Below are 16,398 nucleotides of genomic sequence, written 5' to 3' on the forward strand. Positions count from 1 at the left end.
CACCGCAATAAGGCTGTTTTCTTCTGCCGAAAAATGGAAAATATAGGAGATGGCCAGGCTGATTCGTAAATTTACTACAAATTGATGGGGCGTTTTCTGTAGCGGAAAGCGTGTGCGATGCAAACTGCGTGCCCGTGCGGGCTGCGCCAGGAATAAATACCATGCAAATGAATGAAGTAAAAGACGAGCTGCTCAGCAGCGATATCCGTCAACTGGGCCGCCTGTTGGGCGACGCCATCCGCAGCCATCTGGGCGACCCCGCTTTCGAACGCATCGAACATGTGCGCCAGCTGGCGTTGCGCTTTCGTCGCGATAACGACCAGGCCGCGCGCGCGCAATTGTCCGATGCCCTGCAGGCGCTGTCGCAGGAAGAAACCACCCAGCTGATCCGCGCCTTCAGCTACTTTTCGCTGCTGGCCAATATTGCCGAAGACCAGCATCATATCCGCCGTACCCGCGCCCATCTGATTGCCGGCTCGCCGCCGCGCCAGGGCAGCCTGGTGCATGCGGTGGCCAATGTATTCGATGCCGACAAGGCCGATGCGCTGGAAAGTTTCTTTGAAGACGCCTTTATCAGCCCGGTGTTTACCGCCCACCCGACTGAAGTACAGCGCAAAAGCATCCAGAATTGCCAGCTGGCCATCGCCCGCCTGCTCAATGAGCGTGACCGCGTGCAGATGACGCCGGAAGAGGTAGCGCAGAACGAAGAAGCGCTGGGCCGTGGCATCGTCACGCTGTGGCATACGCGTTTGCTGCGCTCGAGCAAGTTGTCGGTCATGGACGAGGTGGAAAACGGCCTGTCGTTCTACGACCATACGATCTTGCGCGAACTGCCGCAGCTGTACGCTTCGCTGGAAAGCATGCTGGCGCAGCGCGATGCGCGCTGGGAAGACGCCGAGCTGCCCAATTTTATGAAAGTGGGCAGCTGGATCGGTGGCGACCGCGATGGCAATCCTTTTGTCACGGCCGATATCCTGCGCCAGACCCTGCAGCGCCAGGCCGACAAGGCGCTCGGCTTCTATCTCGATGAATTGCGCAAGCTGGCCTCGCAGCTGTCGCTGGCGCAAAAACTCAATGGCTGCAGCGAAGCTTTGACCGCACTGGCCGAGCGCTCGGCCGACCATTCGCCGCACCGCGCCGACGAGCCGTACCGCCGCGCGTTGCATGGCGTGCGCGCGCGCCTGGAAGCAGCGCGTTTCAGCCTGACCGGCAAAGGCAAGGCGGTCGAAGGCGTGCAAGCATACGCGGCCTCAAGCGACCTGCTGGCCGACCTCGATGTGGTGCACCAGTCGCTGGTATCGACCGGTCTGCGCGCGCTGGCGCGTGGCCGCCTGCGTCAGTTGCGCCGCGCCGTGCGGGTGTTCGGCTTTTCGCTGGCGCCGGTCGACCTGCGCCAGAATTCCGATGTACACGAGCGCGTGGTGGCCGAACTGTTTGCCGGTGCCCAGCCGGACCTGGCCTACCTGGACCTGGACGAAGAGCAGCGCATCGCCTTGCTGCTGGGCGAACTGGCTTCGCCGCGCCTGCTGGTCTCGCCTTACGCTACGTATTCGGAAGAAACCACCTCCGAGCTGGCCATCTTCGGCGCCGTGCGCGAGGCGCATGCCCGCTATGGCCGCGAGTCGGTGACCAACTGCATCATTTCCAAGGCGGCCAGCGTGTCGGACCTGCTGGAAGTGGCGCTGCTGCTCAAAGAAGTGGGCCTGCTGCGCCAGGACAAACTGGAAGTGGACGTCAATATCATCCCATTGTTTGAAACCATCGACGACCTGCGCGCCGGCCCGGCCATTATGGCGCGCGCCTTCGGCCTGCCGTTCTACCGCGGCCTGCTGGCCTCGCGCGCAGACCAGCAGGAAGTCATGCTCGGTTACTCCGACAGCAACAAGGACGGCGGCTTCCTGACATCGGGCTGGGAACTGTACAAGGCCGAGATCGAACTGGTCGAGGTATTTCGCGAACACCAGATCAAGCTGCGCCTGTTCCACGGCCGCGGCGGCTCGGTCGGCCGCGGCGGCGGCCCCAGCTATGAAGCCATCCTGGCCCAGCCCGCTGGCGCGGTGCAGGGGCAGATCCGCCTGACCGAACAGGGCGAAGTCATTACCGCCAAATACGCCAACCCGGAAGTAGGCCGTCGCAACCTCGAAGTGCTGGTGGCTGCCACCATCCAGTCGACGCTGCTGCCACAGGCGCAGCTGCAGCCTGGTGTGTCGGCCGGCGCCGGCCACCTGGCCGCCATGGAAGAGCTGTCGGGCACGGCCCTGAACGCCTACCGCGAACTGGTCTACGGCACCGAAGGCTTCGAGCAGTATTTCTGGGAATCGACCGTGATTGCCGAAATCGCCGCCCTGAATATCGGCAGCCGGCCTGCCTCGCGCAAGAAATCGACCTCGATCGAAGACCTGCGCGCCATTCCCTGGGTGCTGAGCTGGGCGCAGTGCCGCCTCATGCTGCCGGGCTGGTTCGGCTTCGGTTCGGCCGTGCAAGCCTACCTGGCCGCCCATCCTGCCGATGGCCAACAGGTGCTGCGCAGCATGTATCAGGACTGGCCGTTCTTCTCGTCGCTGCTGTCGAACATGGACATGGTGCTGGCCAAGAGCGATATCGCGATTGCCGGCAAGTACGCCGAGCTGGTCAAGGACGAAGCCTTGCGCGAAGCGATTTTCAGCCGTATCCGCACCGAATACGCGGCCACGCTCGATGCTTTGAAACTGATTACCGGCCAGGAAGAATTACAGCAGGCCAACCCGCTGATGCAGCGCTCGATACGCAACCGTTTCCCGTATATCGACCCGCTCAACCATGTGCAGGTAGAGTTGCTGCAACGCTTCCGCGAAGGCAAGCAGGATGACGCTGCCCGCACCGGCATTCATCTGTCGATCAACGGCATTGCGGCCGGCTTGCGCAACAGCGGCTAAGACACCTCACCAGCGCATCGGCGTGCCCACAAGGCGCGCCGCACCAGACCTTTTATAGAAAGAACAGATATGACACTGCAAGTACAGCAACGCGCCACCAAGATCGTTTCCACCATCGGCCCGGCCTCGAACGACATCGACACGCTGGTGCGCATGTTCAAGGCAGGCGTTGATGTAGTGCGCCTCAATTTTTCGCATGGCAAGGCGCAGGACCATATCGACCGCGCCCGCATGGTGCGCGAGGCAGCGGCCCTGTGCGGCCGTGAAGTGGCCATTATGGCCGACCTGCAAGGACCGAAAATTCGTGTCGGCAAATTTGAAGAAGGCAAGATTTTCCTGGAAAACGGCGCCGGCTTCATTCTCGACGCCAAATGGGGCGAGAATGGCGAACTGGGCAACCAGGAACGCTGCGGCCTCGACTACAAGGAACTGCCGCGCGACCTGCGTCCAGGCGATGTGCTGCTGCTCAACGATGGCCTGATCGTGCTGACGGTCGACAAAGTGGTCGGCAGCGAAATTTATACCACCGTGAAAATCGGCGGTGAGTTGTCCAACAACAAGGGCATCAACCGCCAGGGCGGCGGCCTGTCGGCGCCGGCGCTAACGGCCAAGGACATGGAAGACGTCAAAACGGCGATGAGTTTCCAGGCCGATTACGTGGCCGTGTCGTTCCCGAAAAACGCCACCGATATGGTGATGGCGCGTCAGCTGGCCAATATTGCCGGCGAAGCATGGGACCACAAGCCGATGATGATTGCCAAGATCGAGCGCGCCGAAGCCATTCCTGCGCTGCAGGAAATCCTCGACGCGTCCGACGGCATTATGGTGGCGCGCGGCGACCTGGCGGTGGAAGTGGGCAATGCGGCCGTGCCGGCCCTGCAAAAACGCATGATCAAGATGGCGCGCGCCTCGAACAAGCTGGCCATTACCGCCACGCAGATGATGGAGTCGATGATCGTCAACGCCGTGCCAACCCGCGCCGAAGTGTCCGACGTGGCCAACGCCGTGCTCGACGGTACCGACGCCGTCATGACCTCGGCTGAAACCGCGTCCGGCCGCTATCCGATCGAAACCGTGGAAGCGATGGCCGCCATCTGTCTCGATGCCGAGAAATGGGATGTCAGCCGGCTCGACGCCGACTTCCTCAACGCCACCTTTACCCGCATCGACCAGTCGATTGCCTATGGCGCGCTGTTTACCGCGCACCATCTGCGCGTCAAAGCGATTGCCACCCTGACCGAGTCCGGCTCGACGGCCTTGTGGATGAGCCGTATCAATATCGATATTCCGATCGTTGCGTTGACACCCAGCGTGGCCACGCGCCGCAAGCTGGCGCTGTACCGCAACGTCAGCACGGTGGAGCTGAGCTCGGGCACCGACCGCGACAAGGTCCTGAAGCAGGCTGAAGATATTCTGCTGGAAAACAAGATCGTGGCCAAGGGCGACACCGTGGTCATGACCTGGGGCGAGCCGATGGGCAAGGTCGGCGGCACCAATTCGCTGAAGATCACCAAGATCGGCCAGCACTGATACACGTGCCCGCGCCATACTGATGTGCGCCCGATTGTAATTGATTAAATTGCAATCGGCTGCTAGAGTCAGTGCCTCTGAAACAAAAGGCGCGCGGATGAAAACCTACCGGGGAAGCTGTCATTGTGGCCAGGTACGCTTCGAGGCCGATATCGACCTGCGCTGCGGCAGCATCCGCTGCAATTGCTCCATCTGCAGCAAGCTGCGGTTCTGGCCGGCCATTATCAAGCCAGCCGCGTTCCGGCTATTGTCGGGCGAAACCGGGCTGGGCAACTACCAGTTTCACACCATGACCGACCAGCACCTGTTTTGCAAACAGTGCGGCGTCCATCCATTCGGCACAGGACGCTCGCCGCGCTGGGGTGACTTTTATGCGGTCAATCTTGCCTGTCTTGATGATGTGACGGCGGACGAACTGGCCGCTATTCCAATTACCTACTTGGATGGACGAAACGACAACTGGAGCGCCGCGCCTGCGCAAACCGCCTATCTGTAGCTGTCGCAACCATGCGCCTTCGCCTTCCTTGGGCAATATCATGGGAGAACGGTGACGCAAGCGAAAATTGGCCGGGTTAGCCAAGCGAATTGTCGATACGCAGTCCCTGTGGCGAGGTTAATGCGTGCATGGAACTGAGGCCTGTGCCGTTTCCAGGAAAACGCTGCCTGAGGCGCTACCCAATCTGCCAGAAAGTGATTTCAGTGTGCTCGATATCGACAAGATGACGATGGTTAAGGCTGGCTTCCACAGATTCTAGCCAGCATATCCATGATTATTTGCCGTCTTGACGAACTGCCTGCAAGCATTTCCTCCAACGCCATGGCGCTTGCCGACGATGTCAGCAGCGCTTGCATGTTGCTGGCAGGCTTTTGATAAAGATGCCGAGATCGGGCGGTCCATTTGCCGAGTTCTTCTATCAGGGTGCAACGAAGTGGCGCCGCTGGCGCAGCTTGACTCCATAGGTTGATGATTGTTGCCAACCAAATCCACGGATCTCTTTGGGCAAAAGCAAGCGCAAGTCCGCTATCTGCCTTGTCGAGCGACATTGTCACGGCGGTAGCCGTGTCGATGCAGGCGCCGTATTTTTCTGTCATCAGCAGCGCTATCTTGCGCGGGGCGGTGGCCTCACTTTGCAATGCCACGACCACGATGTCATCCCTGGCAGATTTGTCCAGCCGCGCCCATGCCAGCAGGGCGCTGACCTGTACGCTGGACCAGGGGCTGTTCAGGTAACTTTTGATGACGGCCAGTTGTCCATGGTTTCCATGCCCGCACAAGGCACTGAGGCACAGGCGTATTTTTTTGGCAGGCAATGCGCCCGTTGCGAGTTGCTCGAGATAGTAACGATCTGTTTCAACGCCCATCTGTTGCAGATGCCAGATCGCTGCGCCTCTGGCGGCACTGTACGGATCTGCCAAGGCAGCCATGGCGACCGGGCGGGCCCGTGATTGATCCGATGCGGCGAGCAACGCGCGCAGGGCGCGGGTGCGAACGGCGCCGAATTTATTGGCAAGGGCCGCCTCGAACAGGCTGCTTTGCACGGATTGTTCAGCCTCGGCGATCAAATCAAACGCGGCGATTGCGATACGGATATCGTGTGCGTATTGCAACGTTTGTTTTACCAGCGTGTCTAGTGGCGCAAGGCGGTGTTGGCGCGCAATGCGAAAGCAGGCGCGGGCAGTGCGAATCTGCTGGCCCGTTATTGCCTTGAGAACTGCTTGCGGTCCGATTTTTTCCAGTGCTGCTGCTTCGAACTGTTCGATCCACTGCGTATGATCCTCGCGGGTAGCCAGAAACAGGCGCTCGAGCAAGCCCAGCGCCGCCAGTACCTGGCTTTCCGACATCAATGCAAGCATGGTGACAAGGGCGCTGCGAGCCGCCTGCCTGACCTGTGGCGCCCAGTCATTGAGCCGTTCCATCACTGCCGGATACAGCTCGGCCATGCCGGCTTCGGCAGTGCGCGCCAGGGCCGCTTCGCGCAAGCGTCCGTCGTCGTGACGGAGCCAGTTGGCGAGATCGCCAGCGGAGCTGGACTGGCGCAAGCTTTCCAGTTCTGCGTGGCGCCAATCCCGTACGGGCGCAGGATGTTGTTTATTGTGTGCTTCTCCAAGGAGCCAGTCGAGGATTTTGCTCATGTGTTCTTGATTGCCATATTTGAATTACCTTGACTTCACCACAGCCGGTTCGTAGGCGATCAGGAATTCGGGTGGCAGACGCCGCGCGCGGCCGCTGCTCAGTTCGATGCAGACCAGTTCCCAGTGGCCGCGCACGACGGTGGCGCGGTCGCTGTCGCGCACCAGCTGGAAGCGCCGCTCCATGCTGGAGCGTGCGTCGCTGGCGGTCAGCCAGGTGGCCAGCGTCAGCGGCTCATGTTCGTAGGTGGGCAGCAGGTAGTCGTAGACGCTGCGCCGTATCGCCATGGCGCGGTCGAGGCGGCGGTAATCGTCCAGTTTCAGGCCCAGCAGCGCCGAGTGATGCCAGGCGACCTGCTCGCACCAGCGCACGTAGACGGCGTTGTTGGTGTGCTGCAAGCCGTCGATATCAGACGCTTGCGGCATGACGGGCAGGGTGCAGGGGTGGGGATAATCCCAGTTCACATGGTCTCCTTGAATGGCTGGCGGCGTACGCTGGCGCGTCCGGCAGAAACACGCACCGGCTGCTTTTGATACGATACCGCAGTATCTTACAGAAATGAACAAATCTGTTATCAGACAAGGAGCCGCATGCCCGATCAAACCGAAAAAAACCTCGACCGCAAGACTGCCATCGTCACCGGCGCCAGCCGCGGCATCGGCCATGCGGTGGCCGAACGCTTCCGCGCGCTGGGCTGGCGCGTGATTACCGTCTCGCGCAGCCCGATTCCGCTGGGCTGTCCGCGCAGCCAGGAACACAATACGCACTTTTGCATGGATCTGTCGGACCTGTCGCAGATCGGCCAGATGGTCGACACCTTGCGCCCGATGCTGGCCGATGGCAAGCTCCATGCGCTGGTCAACAATGCCGGCGTTTCGCCCAAGGGGCCGGGCGGCACGCGTGTCAATTCGCTGACCACCGACATGCAGACCTGGCAGGAAATGTACAACACCAATTTCTTTGCGCCGCTGGCGCTCACGCGCGGCTTTGCGCAGGAACTGTCCAATGCGCGCGGCTCGGTGGTCAATCTGTGCTCGATTGCCGGCTACCGCGTGCATCCGTTTGCCGGCTCGGCCTACGCCAGCTCGAAAGCAGCGCTGGCCTCGCTGACGCGCGAGATGGCCAACGACATGGCGCCAATGCATGTGCGCGTCAATGCCATTGCCCCCGGTGAAATCGACACGGCCATCCTGTCGCCTGGCACCGGGCATATCGTCGATACGCAGATCCCCATGCGCCGCCTGGGCACCACGGCTGAAGTGGCCGACCTGGTCGAGTTCCTGTGCAGCGAGCGCGCCTCGTATATTACCGGCGCAGAGATTCCCATCGACGGCGGCCAGCGGATTTAAGATGCAATTTTAGTGCGCGTCCAGCTGCGCCTGCAGCGCCGCCACCACCAGCGCGTGGTCGTCGGCCTGCGCCAGACCTGATACGGTCACGGTGCCGACCGGGCCGGTGCCGCGGATAATCAGCGGGAAGGCGCCGCCGTGGCCTGCATATTCCATGTCGTCGAGGTACTTGACCTCTTCAAACGTGCTGCCGCGATTCTTGTAGTAAATCCCCATATAGTAGGAACTGCGGGCAAAGCGCTGCACGGTATTGTTCTTGCGCCGTATCCAGTCGGCCTGGTCTGGCGTGGCGCCGGCCATGGCGTGGTGGAACAGCACCTGGCCGTTGCGCGTGATATTGACGGTGACGGCTTTGCCGCGCCGGCGCACGTCTTCGACGATCCACAGGCCCACGGCCAGCGCGCGGTCGTTGTCGAAATGGTCGAATTGCAAAGTCTCTTCCTGTTGTTCCAGGGTCTGCAGCAGATCGGCGAAATGGTCCATGGGGGCAAGTTCAAAGTGGCTGAAAAACGTTACTGTAGCTTACCTGCGGCAAGCCACGGGCGCTTTTGCGCGCTTTTCTCGTGGCAGCGCTAGAATGGCGGCATGAATTTATCCCTGTTTGCCGACGAAGACCAGCCTGTGTCCCCGCCAGCGCCGCTGGCGCCCGGTGCCGGCGGCTCGGCACTGCTGCGCGGCTTTGCACTGCCTTATGTTGCCCAACTGCTGCCGGCGCTCGATGCCATCGTGCAGGCGGCGCCGTTGCGTCATATGGCCACGCCGGGCGGCCTGCGCATGTCGGTGGCGATGAGCAATTGCGGCCAGCTGGGCTGGATCACCGACGCGCGCGGCTACCGCTATGTGCGCCAGGATCCTGTCAGCAGCCTGCCGTGGCCGGCCATGCCGGCGCTGTTGCTGGAACTGGCTGGCGCTGCCGCACTGGCGGCCGGCTATGCCGGTTTCGTGCCCGATGCCTGCCTGATCAACAGCTATCGTCCGGGAGCGCGCATGGCGTTGCACCAGGACAAAGATGAATGCGACCTCGGCGCGCCGATCGTGTCTGTCTCGCTGGGCCTGCCGGCGACCTTCCTGTTCGGTGGCGCGCAGCGCAGCGACAAGCCTGCGCGCATTGCGCTGCTGCATGGCGACGTGGTGGTATGGGGCGGCCCCGACCGCCTGCGCTTTCACGGCGTGGCCCCGCTGGCCGCCGGTGAGCATGCGCTGCTGGGCGCGCAGCGCATCAACCTGACGTTGCGCAAGGCCGGCTAGACGCCTGCTTGCAGCCGCACCCCGATTCGATTGAAATCGCACTGGCAAAGCGCCCGGCGATGATCTAAGCTGGTTCCAGAGCCTTGGACCCCAGGCCACAAGACATCAACGGAGACAGCATGACGCAAAAATTTGAACAGGCCGTTATCGACGGCACGCTGGCTGACGAACTCGAACGCGAGCGGGTCGACCATATGTTGGTCGACGAAGAAAAACTGGGCATGGACGAGCTTGAAGAAACGCGCCTGAAAGGGCACGGTTTGCCGGACGGTCCGCGCGAGCGCCGGCACTAGCGCGTAAATTACCTGCTCGCTGGCGCGCTGCCCTATATACTTGCTGAAACGGATTATCCGGCTTCAGACAAGGTTATCGCATGGCAGGCAAGCAGCAGTGGCAGGAACAGGCAAAACTATGGGCAGGACGCGTCGGCCGGCATTGCATGCGGCTGGCCGATGCCGCGCGTATCAGGCTGATGGCATTGACGGCCAGGGGCCACGCGCACCTGATGACGCTGCCGCCGCTGCGCCGCGCGCTGGTACTGGCGTTGTGGTCTTTCCTTGCGTTGTTGCTGCTGCTGACGCTGTACATGCTGCTGCTCATTCCCCTGACCCCCAGCATCCACGACCTGCGCCAGGCGCGTACGGCTGCGCCCAGCAGCATGGTCAGTACCGATGGCACCGAACTGGTACGCTTTGACCAGGGCCTGCAGGAACGCGTCACGCTCAAGCAGATTTCGCCCAACGTGGTCAATGCGCTGATCGCCACCGAAGACCATCGCTTCTACCAGCACCACGGCGTCGACTTCAAGCGCACCGCCGGCGCCATCGTGCATACGGCCAGCGGCAACGCGCAGGGCGGCTCGACCATCACGCAGCAGCTGGCGCGCAATATGTTTCCCGAGGAAATTGGCCGATCGCGCAACCTGAACCGCAAGCTCAAGGAACTGATCACGGCGCTCAAGATCGAAGCAACCTACAGCAAGACCGAAATCCTGGAAGCCTATCTCAATACAGTGCCGTTCCTGTACAACACCTTCGGCATCGAGATGGCGGCGCGCACCTATTTCGACAAGCCGGCCAGCCGCCTCGATATCCTGGAAAGCGCCACCCTGGTCGGCATGCTCAAGGGTACCAATTACTACAACCCGGTCAGCAATCCCGAGCGCTCGCTGCAGCGGCGCAATGTGGTGCTGGGGCAGATGCGCAAGCACGATCTGATCGACGAGGCGCGCTACAAACAGTTGCTCAAGCGCCCCTTGCGCCTGCACTTCGAGCGCCAGAGCGAACGCGCACAGACCGACAGCCACTTTACCGCCTATGTGCGCAAATGGCTGATCAACTGGGCCGATGAAAACGACTACAACCTCGAGCGCGACGGGCTGGTGGTGCATACCACGTTGGATAGCGATCTGCAGCAGGCGGCCGAGCGCGCCGTCGAGCGCCAGGCCAATGCCTTGCAGGCGATTGCCGATGTGGAATGGAGCCGCGCCGGACTGCCTTCGTCGACCTCGACCGGCATGTATGCGTCGATGCAGGCCGGCAGTGCGCCGTTCGATTATTTCTGGAAATCGCATCCCGAGCTCAACGACGCCTTCGTGCGCGAGTCAAACGACTACCGCAAGCTGGTGGCCGATGGCAAGACACCCGACGAAGCGCTGGCGCAACTGAAGGGCGACCGGCGCTTCATGTCGGCGCTGCACAAAGCGAAAACGCGGCTGCAGGCCGGCTTCGTGGCGATGGATCCGGCCACCGGCGCCTTGCGCGCCTGGGTCGGCAGCCGCGACTTTGCGCGCGAACAGTTCGACCACGTGGCGCAGGCGGCGCGCCAGCCCGGCTCGACCTTCAAGCCCATCGTGTATGGCGCGGCGCTGGAAAAGGGCATTACGCCCGACCATCTGTACCGCGATGCCGTGACGGACATCAAGGCGGCCGACGGCACTATCTGGCGCCCGACCGACATGAGCGGCACCACCGGGCGCGAGATGAGCATGCGCGACGGCCTGGTGTATTCCAAGAACACCATTACGGCCCAGGTGATGCAGGACGTGGGCCTGCCGCCGATTATCAAGCTGGCGCGCGCGCTGGGCATACGCGACAGCAAGCTGGCTGCGGTGCCTTCGCTGGCGCTGGGCACCAGTCCGGTGACGCTGCTGGAAATGGTCAACGCCTACGCCAGCATTGCCGACCAGGGCCAGGCGCGCCTGCCGTTCGTGGTCACGCATATTACCGACCGCGACGGCAAGGTGATCGCGCGCTTTGGCGACGACCGGCCGAAACGGGCCATGCCGGAAGAGTCGGCCAACACCTTGCTCGACATGATGCGTGGCGTAATCGACCGCGGCACCGGCACGGCAATACGCAACCGTTTCGGCATCCGCTCGGATGTGGCCGGCAAGAGCGGCACCACGCAGAACAATGCCGACGGCTGGTTTATCCTGATGCACCCCGAACTGGTGGGCGGCGCCTGGGTGGGCTTCAACGATGCGCGCGTGACCATGCGCAGCAACTACTGGGGCCAGGGCGGCCATAATGCGGTGCTGGTGGTGGGCGACTTCTTCAAGACGGCGCTCGATACCGGCAAGCTGACGCGCGATGCGATCTTCCCAGGCGGCAAACCGCCGGCGCCGCTGCGTCGCGTTGAACCGGTCGAGGAAGTCGAAGAAGAAGCGGGCGACCTGCAACAGGAAGGCACGCCAGAGGCGCCGCTGGCGATGCCAGTCGAAGAGGCGGGCGGCCAGGAAAGCAATGGCCGCGCCGTGCCGCAGGAGCCTGCAGCCCAGCCGCAGCCTCAGCAGCCACCAGCGCCGCAGTCGCCCGACGGTGGCGCACCGTGAGCATCGCCTTCAGGCTCGGTGCGCAATTGACCGATATCGGCGTCGAGCCGCTGTTCCATTCGCTGCTGTCCACGGTGGCGGTGCAGCTGGAGCACGGCAGCTGGGGCAGCTGCTTCCCGCATGTCATGTTCGAACTCTGTCGCGGCGCACTGCCGGCGCAGCATGCCGATGCGGCCTGGCGCGAGCTGGAGGACATCCGGCGCAAGTTGAGGCAGCTGACGCCAGGCGCCGCGATCTGGGATTACAGCGACCTGGCGCGTGAGAGTCCGTGGGGCAAGGCCTTGGGCGCTGGCGTGACCTGCCTGGCCAACTACCACGTCACCACCGACGGCGTGCCTTTGCTCGATGTGATGCTGGAACGCGTGGCGGCCTTGAAAGAAGCGGGCGGCACGCTGGAAATCGTGCAGGTAGACGGTATCGCGCCGTTCTACTACAGCGCCTGAATCCTTCCGCACCGGCGCTCAACACTACCGGTCACAATGCGCAATGCGGGGTCAGTTCCGCCAAACAGACACGAACTCATCAGTATTGAGACGGGTATGTAGCTCGATTGCAAGATCAGGGCTCTACAGCTGAGGCTGTGTCCAAATGGCGGAACTGACCCCGCGTTTCCGCGTTTCAGGGGAAGGCGGCGGCGAAGGCGGCGCCGGCGCTGGCGATGCGTGGTGCGCCGACATCGAAAGTGCAATGGCGCAAGCTTGGCGGGGGTGCGAGGCCAAGCGCGGCCAGGTCGGTTTCGGCCTGCAGTGCGCTCAGCATGCCGTCGAGCATGACGGCTGGCATATTGAGTGCGGCGTTGTCGGTGTGGCCGGCGTCGAGCACGCTGGGGGCAAACGCCATCGACAGTGCGCCGTGGCGTATTGCCTCGCGCATGGCCACGCGGGTGGCGCGGCGCAGCGTGTCGGCGTTCAGTTGTTCGGGCTGGCCCAGGCCGATCACCAGCACGGCGCGCGCAGCGACGGCGGCCGGCGGCAGCGTGATCAGCAGTGTTTCCATTTCCTGCGCGCGAAAAGCGCCGGTGGTGCGCAGGCGCGACAGCTGGCCGCCCAGGGCCTGGTCCAGGCCCAGCAAGCCGCCGCTCATGGTGGTGCCAGGCATTTCATGTTCGAACATGCAGGCCACGCTGAGATCGACGTCGGCTCGGGCGGGGCCCCAGGCAACGACATCGAAGACGACCTGGTTGGCCGTGCCGATCGGCAGGCGCGGTGGGGCAGATGTGTCGGCAGTGTGCATAAACGGCTTTCCTGATGATGCGGCGCGCAACCGATGGCGCGCCTGCATGAGCATCATAATGGCGCGACACCGCTTGCGCGCCTGCCAAAGGTCAGGGCCTGCAGGACACGGTTCAGGCGATCTTGCTCAACTCGGCCACGTCAATCTTGACGACCTTGTCGCCGACGGCAGCAACCAGTGCCTTGAAGTGCGGTGTGGCTTCATGGGCGACCAGGGCAGCCTTGTCGGTCCATTCCTCGAGCATGATAAAGCGCGTGGGAATCTTGTTGTCAAGGTGCAGTGCATAAGAGATGCAATCGGCTTCGGCATTGCTTGGCGGAACAACGGCTTCCAGCGCGGCGCGTACGGCGTCGATATGCTGGGGTTGGGCATCAATGGTGGCAACAACGATCAAGCTCATGGTCTTCCTTTTCTGGATGGAGATGTTCAGGCGTCGCGGTACTCGGCTTCGAGTGCCTCGCGGCGCGGTGTGTCGGCAATATGGACAATCAGTGTATCGGGCAGCTCGGCGGCATGCACGGCGCGGTGGCGGGCAAACCAGAATACTTCACCCAGTTCTTCGTCCTCGTGTGCGGTGCTGACCAGGGTTTTTGCGTCATCGAGGTCTTCGTAGTTGGTCGCTTCCAGAAACGCATCGTCGATGGCTTCGTGCCAGCTTTCGCATTGCTTGCCCCAGGCCAGTGCGTAAAGGCAACCGGAGGCGACCAGTGTACGGCAGGTTTCCCACATCACCATTTCCTCGACTACCGCTTCGAGCACCAGGATGGTCTTGAACGAGGTCAAACCCTCCAGCGGCGGCAGCGGCTGGTCGGGTGTCAGATGCAGATAGCGCAGGGTAGATTTCAGCATGGGCAGCAATGGTTAAACAATCAGGTGCCAATTTTAACAGCCGCCTGCCGCTTTGCCATACTCCCGGGCCAGCAGCGCCATCAGCTCGGCGGCCGGCAGCGCACGCGCCAGCGGCGCACCCTGGCCGGCCCACTGCGCGGCAAATTCATGCTGGCCCAGCTTGACTGCGGCCGCATTGAGCTGCTTGGCCGCATCATAGGCCACCGGATAGGCCGCAGGCGGAGGGCTGCCTGGCGCTTCGCCGTGCTCGATATAACGATTGACCATGCCGCGCGCCGGGCGCCCCGACAACACGCTGGTCATGCGCGTCTGGCCGGCGCGCTCGCCCAGCAGGTTGGCGCGGTAACTGGCGCTGGCAGCCGATTCCGGGCAGGCGATAAAGGCGGTGCCCAGTTGCGCTGCGGCAGCGCCCAGTTGCAACGCCGCCTGGACGCCGGCACCGTCCATCATGCCGCCGGCGGCAATTACGGGCAGACTGGTCTGGCGCACCAGCTGGCGCAGCAGTACAAAGGCTGGCAGTTTTTCATCGCGGGCGTCGGGATCGAACACACCGCGATGGCCGCCTGCCTCGTAGCCTTGCGCCACGATGGCATCGACGCCGGCCTGCTCGATCAACTGCGCCTCTTCGACGCTGGTGGCGCTGGCGATGGTATAGATGCCGGCGGCGCGCAGCGCCTGCACGGTGCTGGCCGGCGGCAGGCCGAAATGAAAGCTGACCACGGCAGGACGCTCGTCGAACAGCATCGCCAGCATCGCATCATCGCCCACAAAGGTCGGATAGATTTCTTCCAGCAGGGTGGGAGCGTCGGCTTTCAGTTCATCGAACAGCGGCTGCAGATGGGCCAGCCAGGCCGCTTCGCGCGCCGCGTCGCGCACGGCCGGCGCATGGCAGAAGAAATTGACATTGAACGGCCGCGCGGTCAGCGCGCGCGTGTCGCGGATCGCCTGGCGCGCCTGCGCCAGGGTTGACGCGCCCAGCCCCAGCGAACCGAGACCGCCCGCCTCAGAGACGGCGGCGGCCAGCTGTGGGGTGGCGGTGCCGGCCATCGGCGCCTGGATAATCGGCAACTGTAGTTGCAAACGTTCAAGTAGTTGTGCGGACTGCGTCATGGCATGCCTTTGTCGATGCGATGCCAAATTATAGTGGCTGCGGCAAGGGTGTGCCGAGCCTGCTATTGTCCGGCCGCATCATGACGGTAGCGCGCCGGCGGCAGATCGAACTGGGTGCGGAAAAAGCGGGTAAACGCGCTTTGCGAGGAAAAACCCAGGCGCTCGCCGATCTCGGCCACGGAGAGCCTGGTCTCGCGCAGCAGACGGCGCGATTCGCGGCTTTTGGCGCGCAGTTCGAGCGCGCGAAACGAGGTGTGTTCCTGCTGTAACTGGCGCCGCAGCGTCCAGCTGTTGATGGCCAGGCCGTCGCACAGGGCCGGCAGCAGCGAGGCGCCGTTGCCATGGTGCGCACCCAGCAAATCGACGATGGCTTGCTCGACGCGCGCGGAAAAGCGCTGCGCATCGTGCAACTGCTGCAATTGAGCATGGGCGTGCTGCAGCGCATGCGGCGCCAGCACGGCGTTGAACTGGGCGTAAGGCTGGTCGAGTTTGTGCGCATCGAACGTCAGGCTGTTGCGCCCCTGGTGATAGCGCGCCGGTGCGCCGAAGCATTCCGACACATTGTGCGCGAACCACGGTGCGGCGCCCATGAAACCGGTGCGAAACGTGGTCGCACGCGGCCCGTCATAGGCGCGTACGACCAGGCTGAGCAATTTGAAATTGGCCAGCGCCTGCATCGCGCCGCCGAGCGGACAAAACTCGGACAGGTAGTCGATTTCCACCCGGCCGCCCTGTTCGCGCATCAGCATGAAATCGAATTCACCGATCAGGCCGCGCAATTTCAGCAGTTCCTGCAGTGCTTCGCGCAGGGTGGGGCGGTTGAAGCAGACATGGGCGATGCTGGAAAATTGCGCAAACCAGTGCGGCACGTCCATCTCCAGCATGCCGCGCTGCGGCGCCAGGTGCTGCGCATACAGCATCATGCGGCGGTGCCGTTCGGCATTGATGCGCCCGCCTGGCTCAGCCAGTAAAGCTTCGGTAATGCCGGTCTGGCGCGCAAAATCGGCCGGATCATGGCCGTCTGCCAGCATGGCGCGTGCAAAATGCTGCGCGATACGGTTGGAAACCGTCCGCGTATCGGATTTATGCATGGGTGTCTCCCCGATTGTAGTAATTTTTCAGCAATCCTAACACTTTGTAGGAAGAGTTGGTTGCGCACGAATAAAGTGAAAATTGTTCACGCGGGTATAAATCGACCAC

At 62.6% G+C, this 16,398-nt stretch carries 16 protein-coding genes; 8 read left to right on the forward strand and 8 right to left on the reverse strand.

Translation table 11 applies throughout. The features are described 5' to 3' along the window. The first annotated feature begins 161 nt into the window (after positions 1 to 161). From ppc to GCM43_RS22315, 3 genes are all read left to right on the forward strand, one after another. Positions 162 to 2,915, forward strand: coding sequence for a phosphoenolpyruvate carboxylase (gene ppc, locus GCM43_RS22305; protein ID WP_226929615.1), 2,754 nt, complete (start codon positions 162 to 164; stop codon positions 2,913 to 2,915). 69 nt (positions 2,916 to 2,984) lie between these two features. Further along, on the forward strand, positions 2,985 to 4,445 hold the full coding sequence (gene pyk / locus GCM43_RS22310; RefSeq protein ID WP_152248087.1) for a pyruvate kinase: 1,461 nt from the start codon (positions 2,985 to 2,987) through the stop codon (positions 4,443 to 4,445). A gap of 97 nt (positions 4,446 to 4,542) precedes the next feature. Continuing rightward, the gene (locus tag GCM43_RS22315; protein WP_152248088.1) at positions 4,543 to 4,941 is read left to right on the forward strand and encodes a GFA family protein; all 399 of its coding nucleotides are present in this window, start codon (positions 4,543 to 4,545) and stop codon (positions 4,939 to 4,941) included. Between the two features lie 233 nt (positions 4,942 to 5,174). Here the strand turns inward: GCM43_RS22315 and GCM43_RS22320 are convergent, their stop codons facing one another. Next, positions 5,175 to 6,578: a hypothetical protein gene (locus GCM43_RS22320; protein ID WP_152248089.1), complete on the reverse strand. Its 1,404-nt coding sequence runs from the start codon at positions 6,576 to 6,578 to the stop codon at positions 5,175 to 5,177. Positions 6,579 to 6,602: 24 nt separating this feature from the next. Continuing rightward, complete coding sequence (locus tag GCM43_RS22325) at positions 6,603 to 7,040, reverse strand: acyl-CoA thioesterase (protein WP_152248090.1); 438 nt, start codon at positions 7,038 to 7,040, stop codon at positions 6,603 to 6,605. 126 nt (positions 7,041 to 7,166) lie between these two features. Between GCM43_RS22325 and GCM43_RS22330 the strand changes: the two genes are divergently transcribed. Further along, the gene (locus GCM43_RS22330) at positions 7,167 to 7,925 is read left to right on the forward strand and encodes an SDR family NAD(P)-dependent oxidoreductase (protein WP_152248091.1); all 759 of its coding nucleotides are present in this window, start codon (positions 7,167 to 7,169) and stop codon (positions 7,923 to 7,925) included. A 9-nt stretch (positions 7,926 to 7,934) separates the two neighbouring features. Here GCM43_RS22330 and GCM43_RS22335 read toward each other — a convergent pair whose 3' ends face one another. Further along, entirely contained in the window at positions 7,935 to 8,408 is a 474-nt protein-coding gene (locus GCM43_RS22335) for a heme-degrading domain-containing protein (protein WP_152248092.1), read from the reverse strand. 102 nt (positions 8,409 to 8,510) lie between these two features. On the opposite strand from GCM43_RS22335, the gene alkB reads away from it, so the two are divergent. The 4 genes from alkB (at position 8,511) to GCM43_RS22350 (ending at position 12,449) form a co-directional block, all read left to right on the forward strand. Then, a complete protein-coding gene (alkB, locus tag GCM43_RS22340) occupies positions 8,511 to 9,173 on the forward strand; it encodes a DNA oxidative demethylase AlkB (RefSeq protein ID WP_152248093.1) in 663 nt (220 codons plus the stop codon). 119 nt (positions 9,174 to 9,292) lie between these two features. Beyond that, on the forward strand, positions 9,293 to 9,466 hold the full coding sequence (locus GCM43_RS25890) for a hypothetical protein (RefSeq protein WP_193315705.1): 174 nt from the start codon (positions 9,293 to 9,295) through the stop codon (positions 9,464 to 9,466). A gap of 179 nt (positions 9,467 to 9,645) precedes the next feature. Then, positions 9,646 to 12,006 (forward strand): penicillin-binding protein 1A, encoded by a 2,361-nt coding sequence (locus tag GCM43_RS22345; protein ID WP_226929618.1) that lies wholly within the window; start codon positions 9,646 to 9,648, stop codon positions 12,004 to 12,006. Then, the gene (locus tag GCM43_RS22350; protein ID WP_152248095.1) at positions 12,003 to 12,449 is read left to right on the forward strand and encodes an Imm70 family immunity protein; all 447 of its coding nucleotides are present in this window, start codon (positions 12,003 to 12,005) and stop codon (positions 12,447 to 12,449) included. The genes GCM43_RS22345 and GCM43_RS22350 overlap by 4 nt, the downstream gene beginning before the upstream one ends. A 175-nt stretch (positions 12,450 to 12,624) precedes the next feature. Here GCM43_RS22350 and GCM43_RS22355 read toward each other — a convergent pair whose 3' ends face one another. The 5 genes from GCM43_RS22355 to GCM43_RS22375 all read right to left on the reverse strand — a co-directional run bounded on the left by GCM43_RS22355 (position 12,625) and on the right by GCM43_RS22375 (position 16,289). Beyond that, on the reverse strand, positions 12,625 to 13,239 hold the full coding sequence (locus GCM43_RS22355) for a M17 family peptidase N-terminal domain-containing protein (protein WP_193315706.1): 615 nt from the start codon (positions 13,237 to 13,239) through the stop codon (positions 12,625 to 12,627). A 112-nt stretch (positions 13,240 to 13,351) separates the two neighbouring features. Next, positions 13,352 to 13,639 carry a putative quinol monooxygenase gene (locus tag GCM43_RS22360; RefSeq protein ID WP_152248097.1) on the reverse strand — a complete coding sequence of 96 codons (288 nt, stop codon included), beginning with the start codon at positions 13,637 to 13,639 and terminating at the stop codon, positions 13,352 to 13,354. Positions 13,640 to 13,665: 26 nt separating this feature from the next. Beyond that, positions 13,666 to 14,088: a DUF7684 family protein gene (locus GCM43_RS22365; RefSeq protein WP_152248098.1), complete on the reverse strand. Its 423-nt coding sequence runs from the start codon at positions 14,086 to 14,088 to the stop codon at positions 13,666 to 13,668. A gap of 33 nt (positions 14,089 to 14,121) precedes the next feature. Beyond that, a complete protein-coding gene (locus GCM43_RS22370; RefSeq protein WP_152248099.1) occupies positions 14,122 to 15,198 on the reverse strand; it encodes an NAD(P)H-dependent flavin oxidoreductase in 1,077 nt (358 codons plus the stop codon). 62 nt (positions 15,199 to 15,260) lie between these two features. Next, positions 15,261 to 16,289, reverse strand: coding sequence for an AraC family transcriptional regulator (locus GCM43_RS22375; RefSeq protein ID WP_152248100.1), 1,029 nt, complete (start codon positions 16,287 to 16,289; stop codon positions 15,261 to 15,263). Positions 16,290 to 16,398 lie beyond the last annotated feature (109 nt).

The organism is Janthinobacterium aquaticum (genome assembly GCF_009208565.1).
Lineage (GTDB): Bacteria > Pseudomonadota > Gammaproteobacteria > Burkholderiales > Burkholderiaceae_D > Janthinobacterium.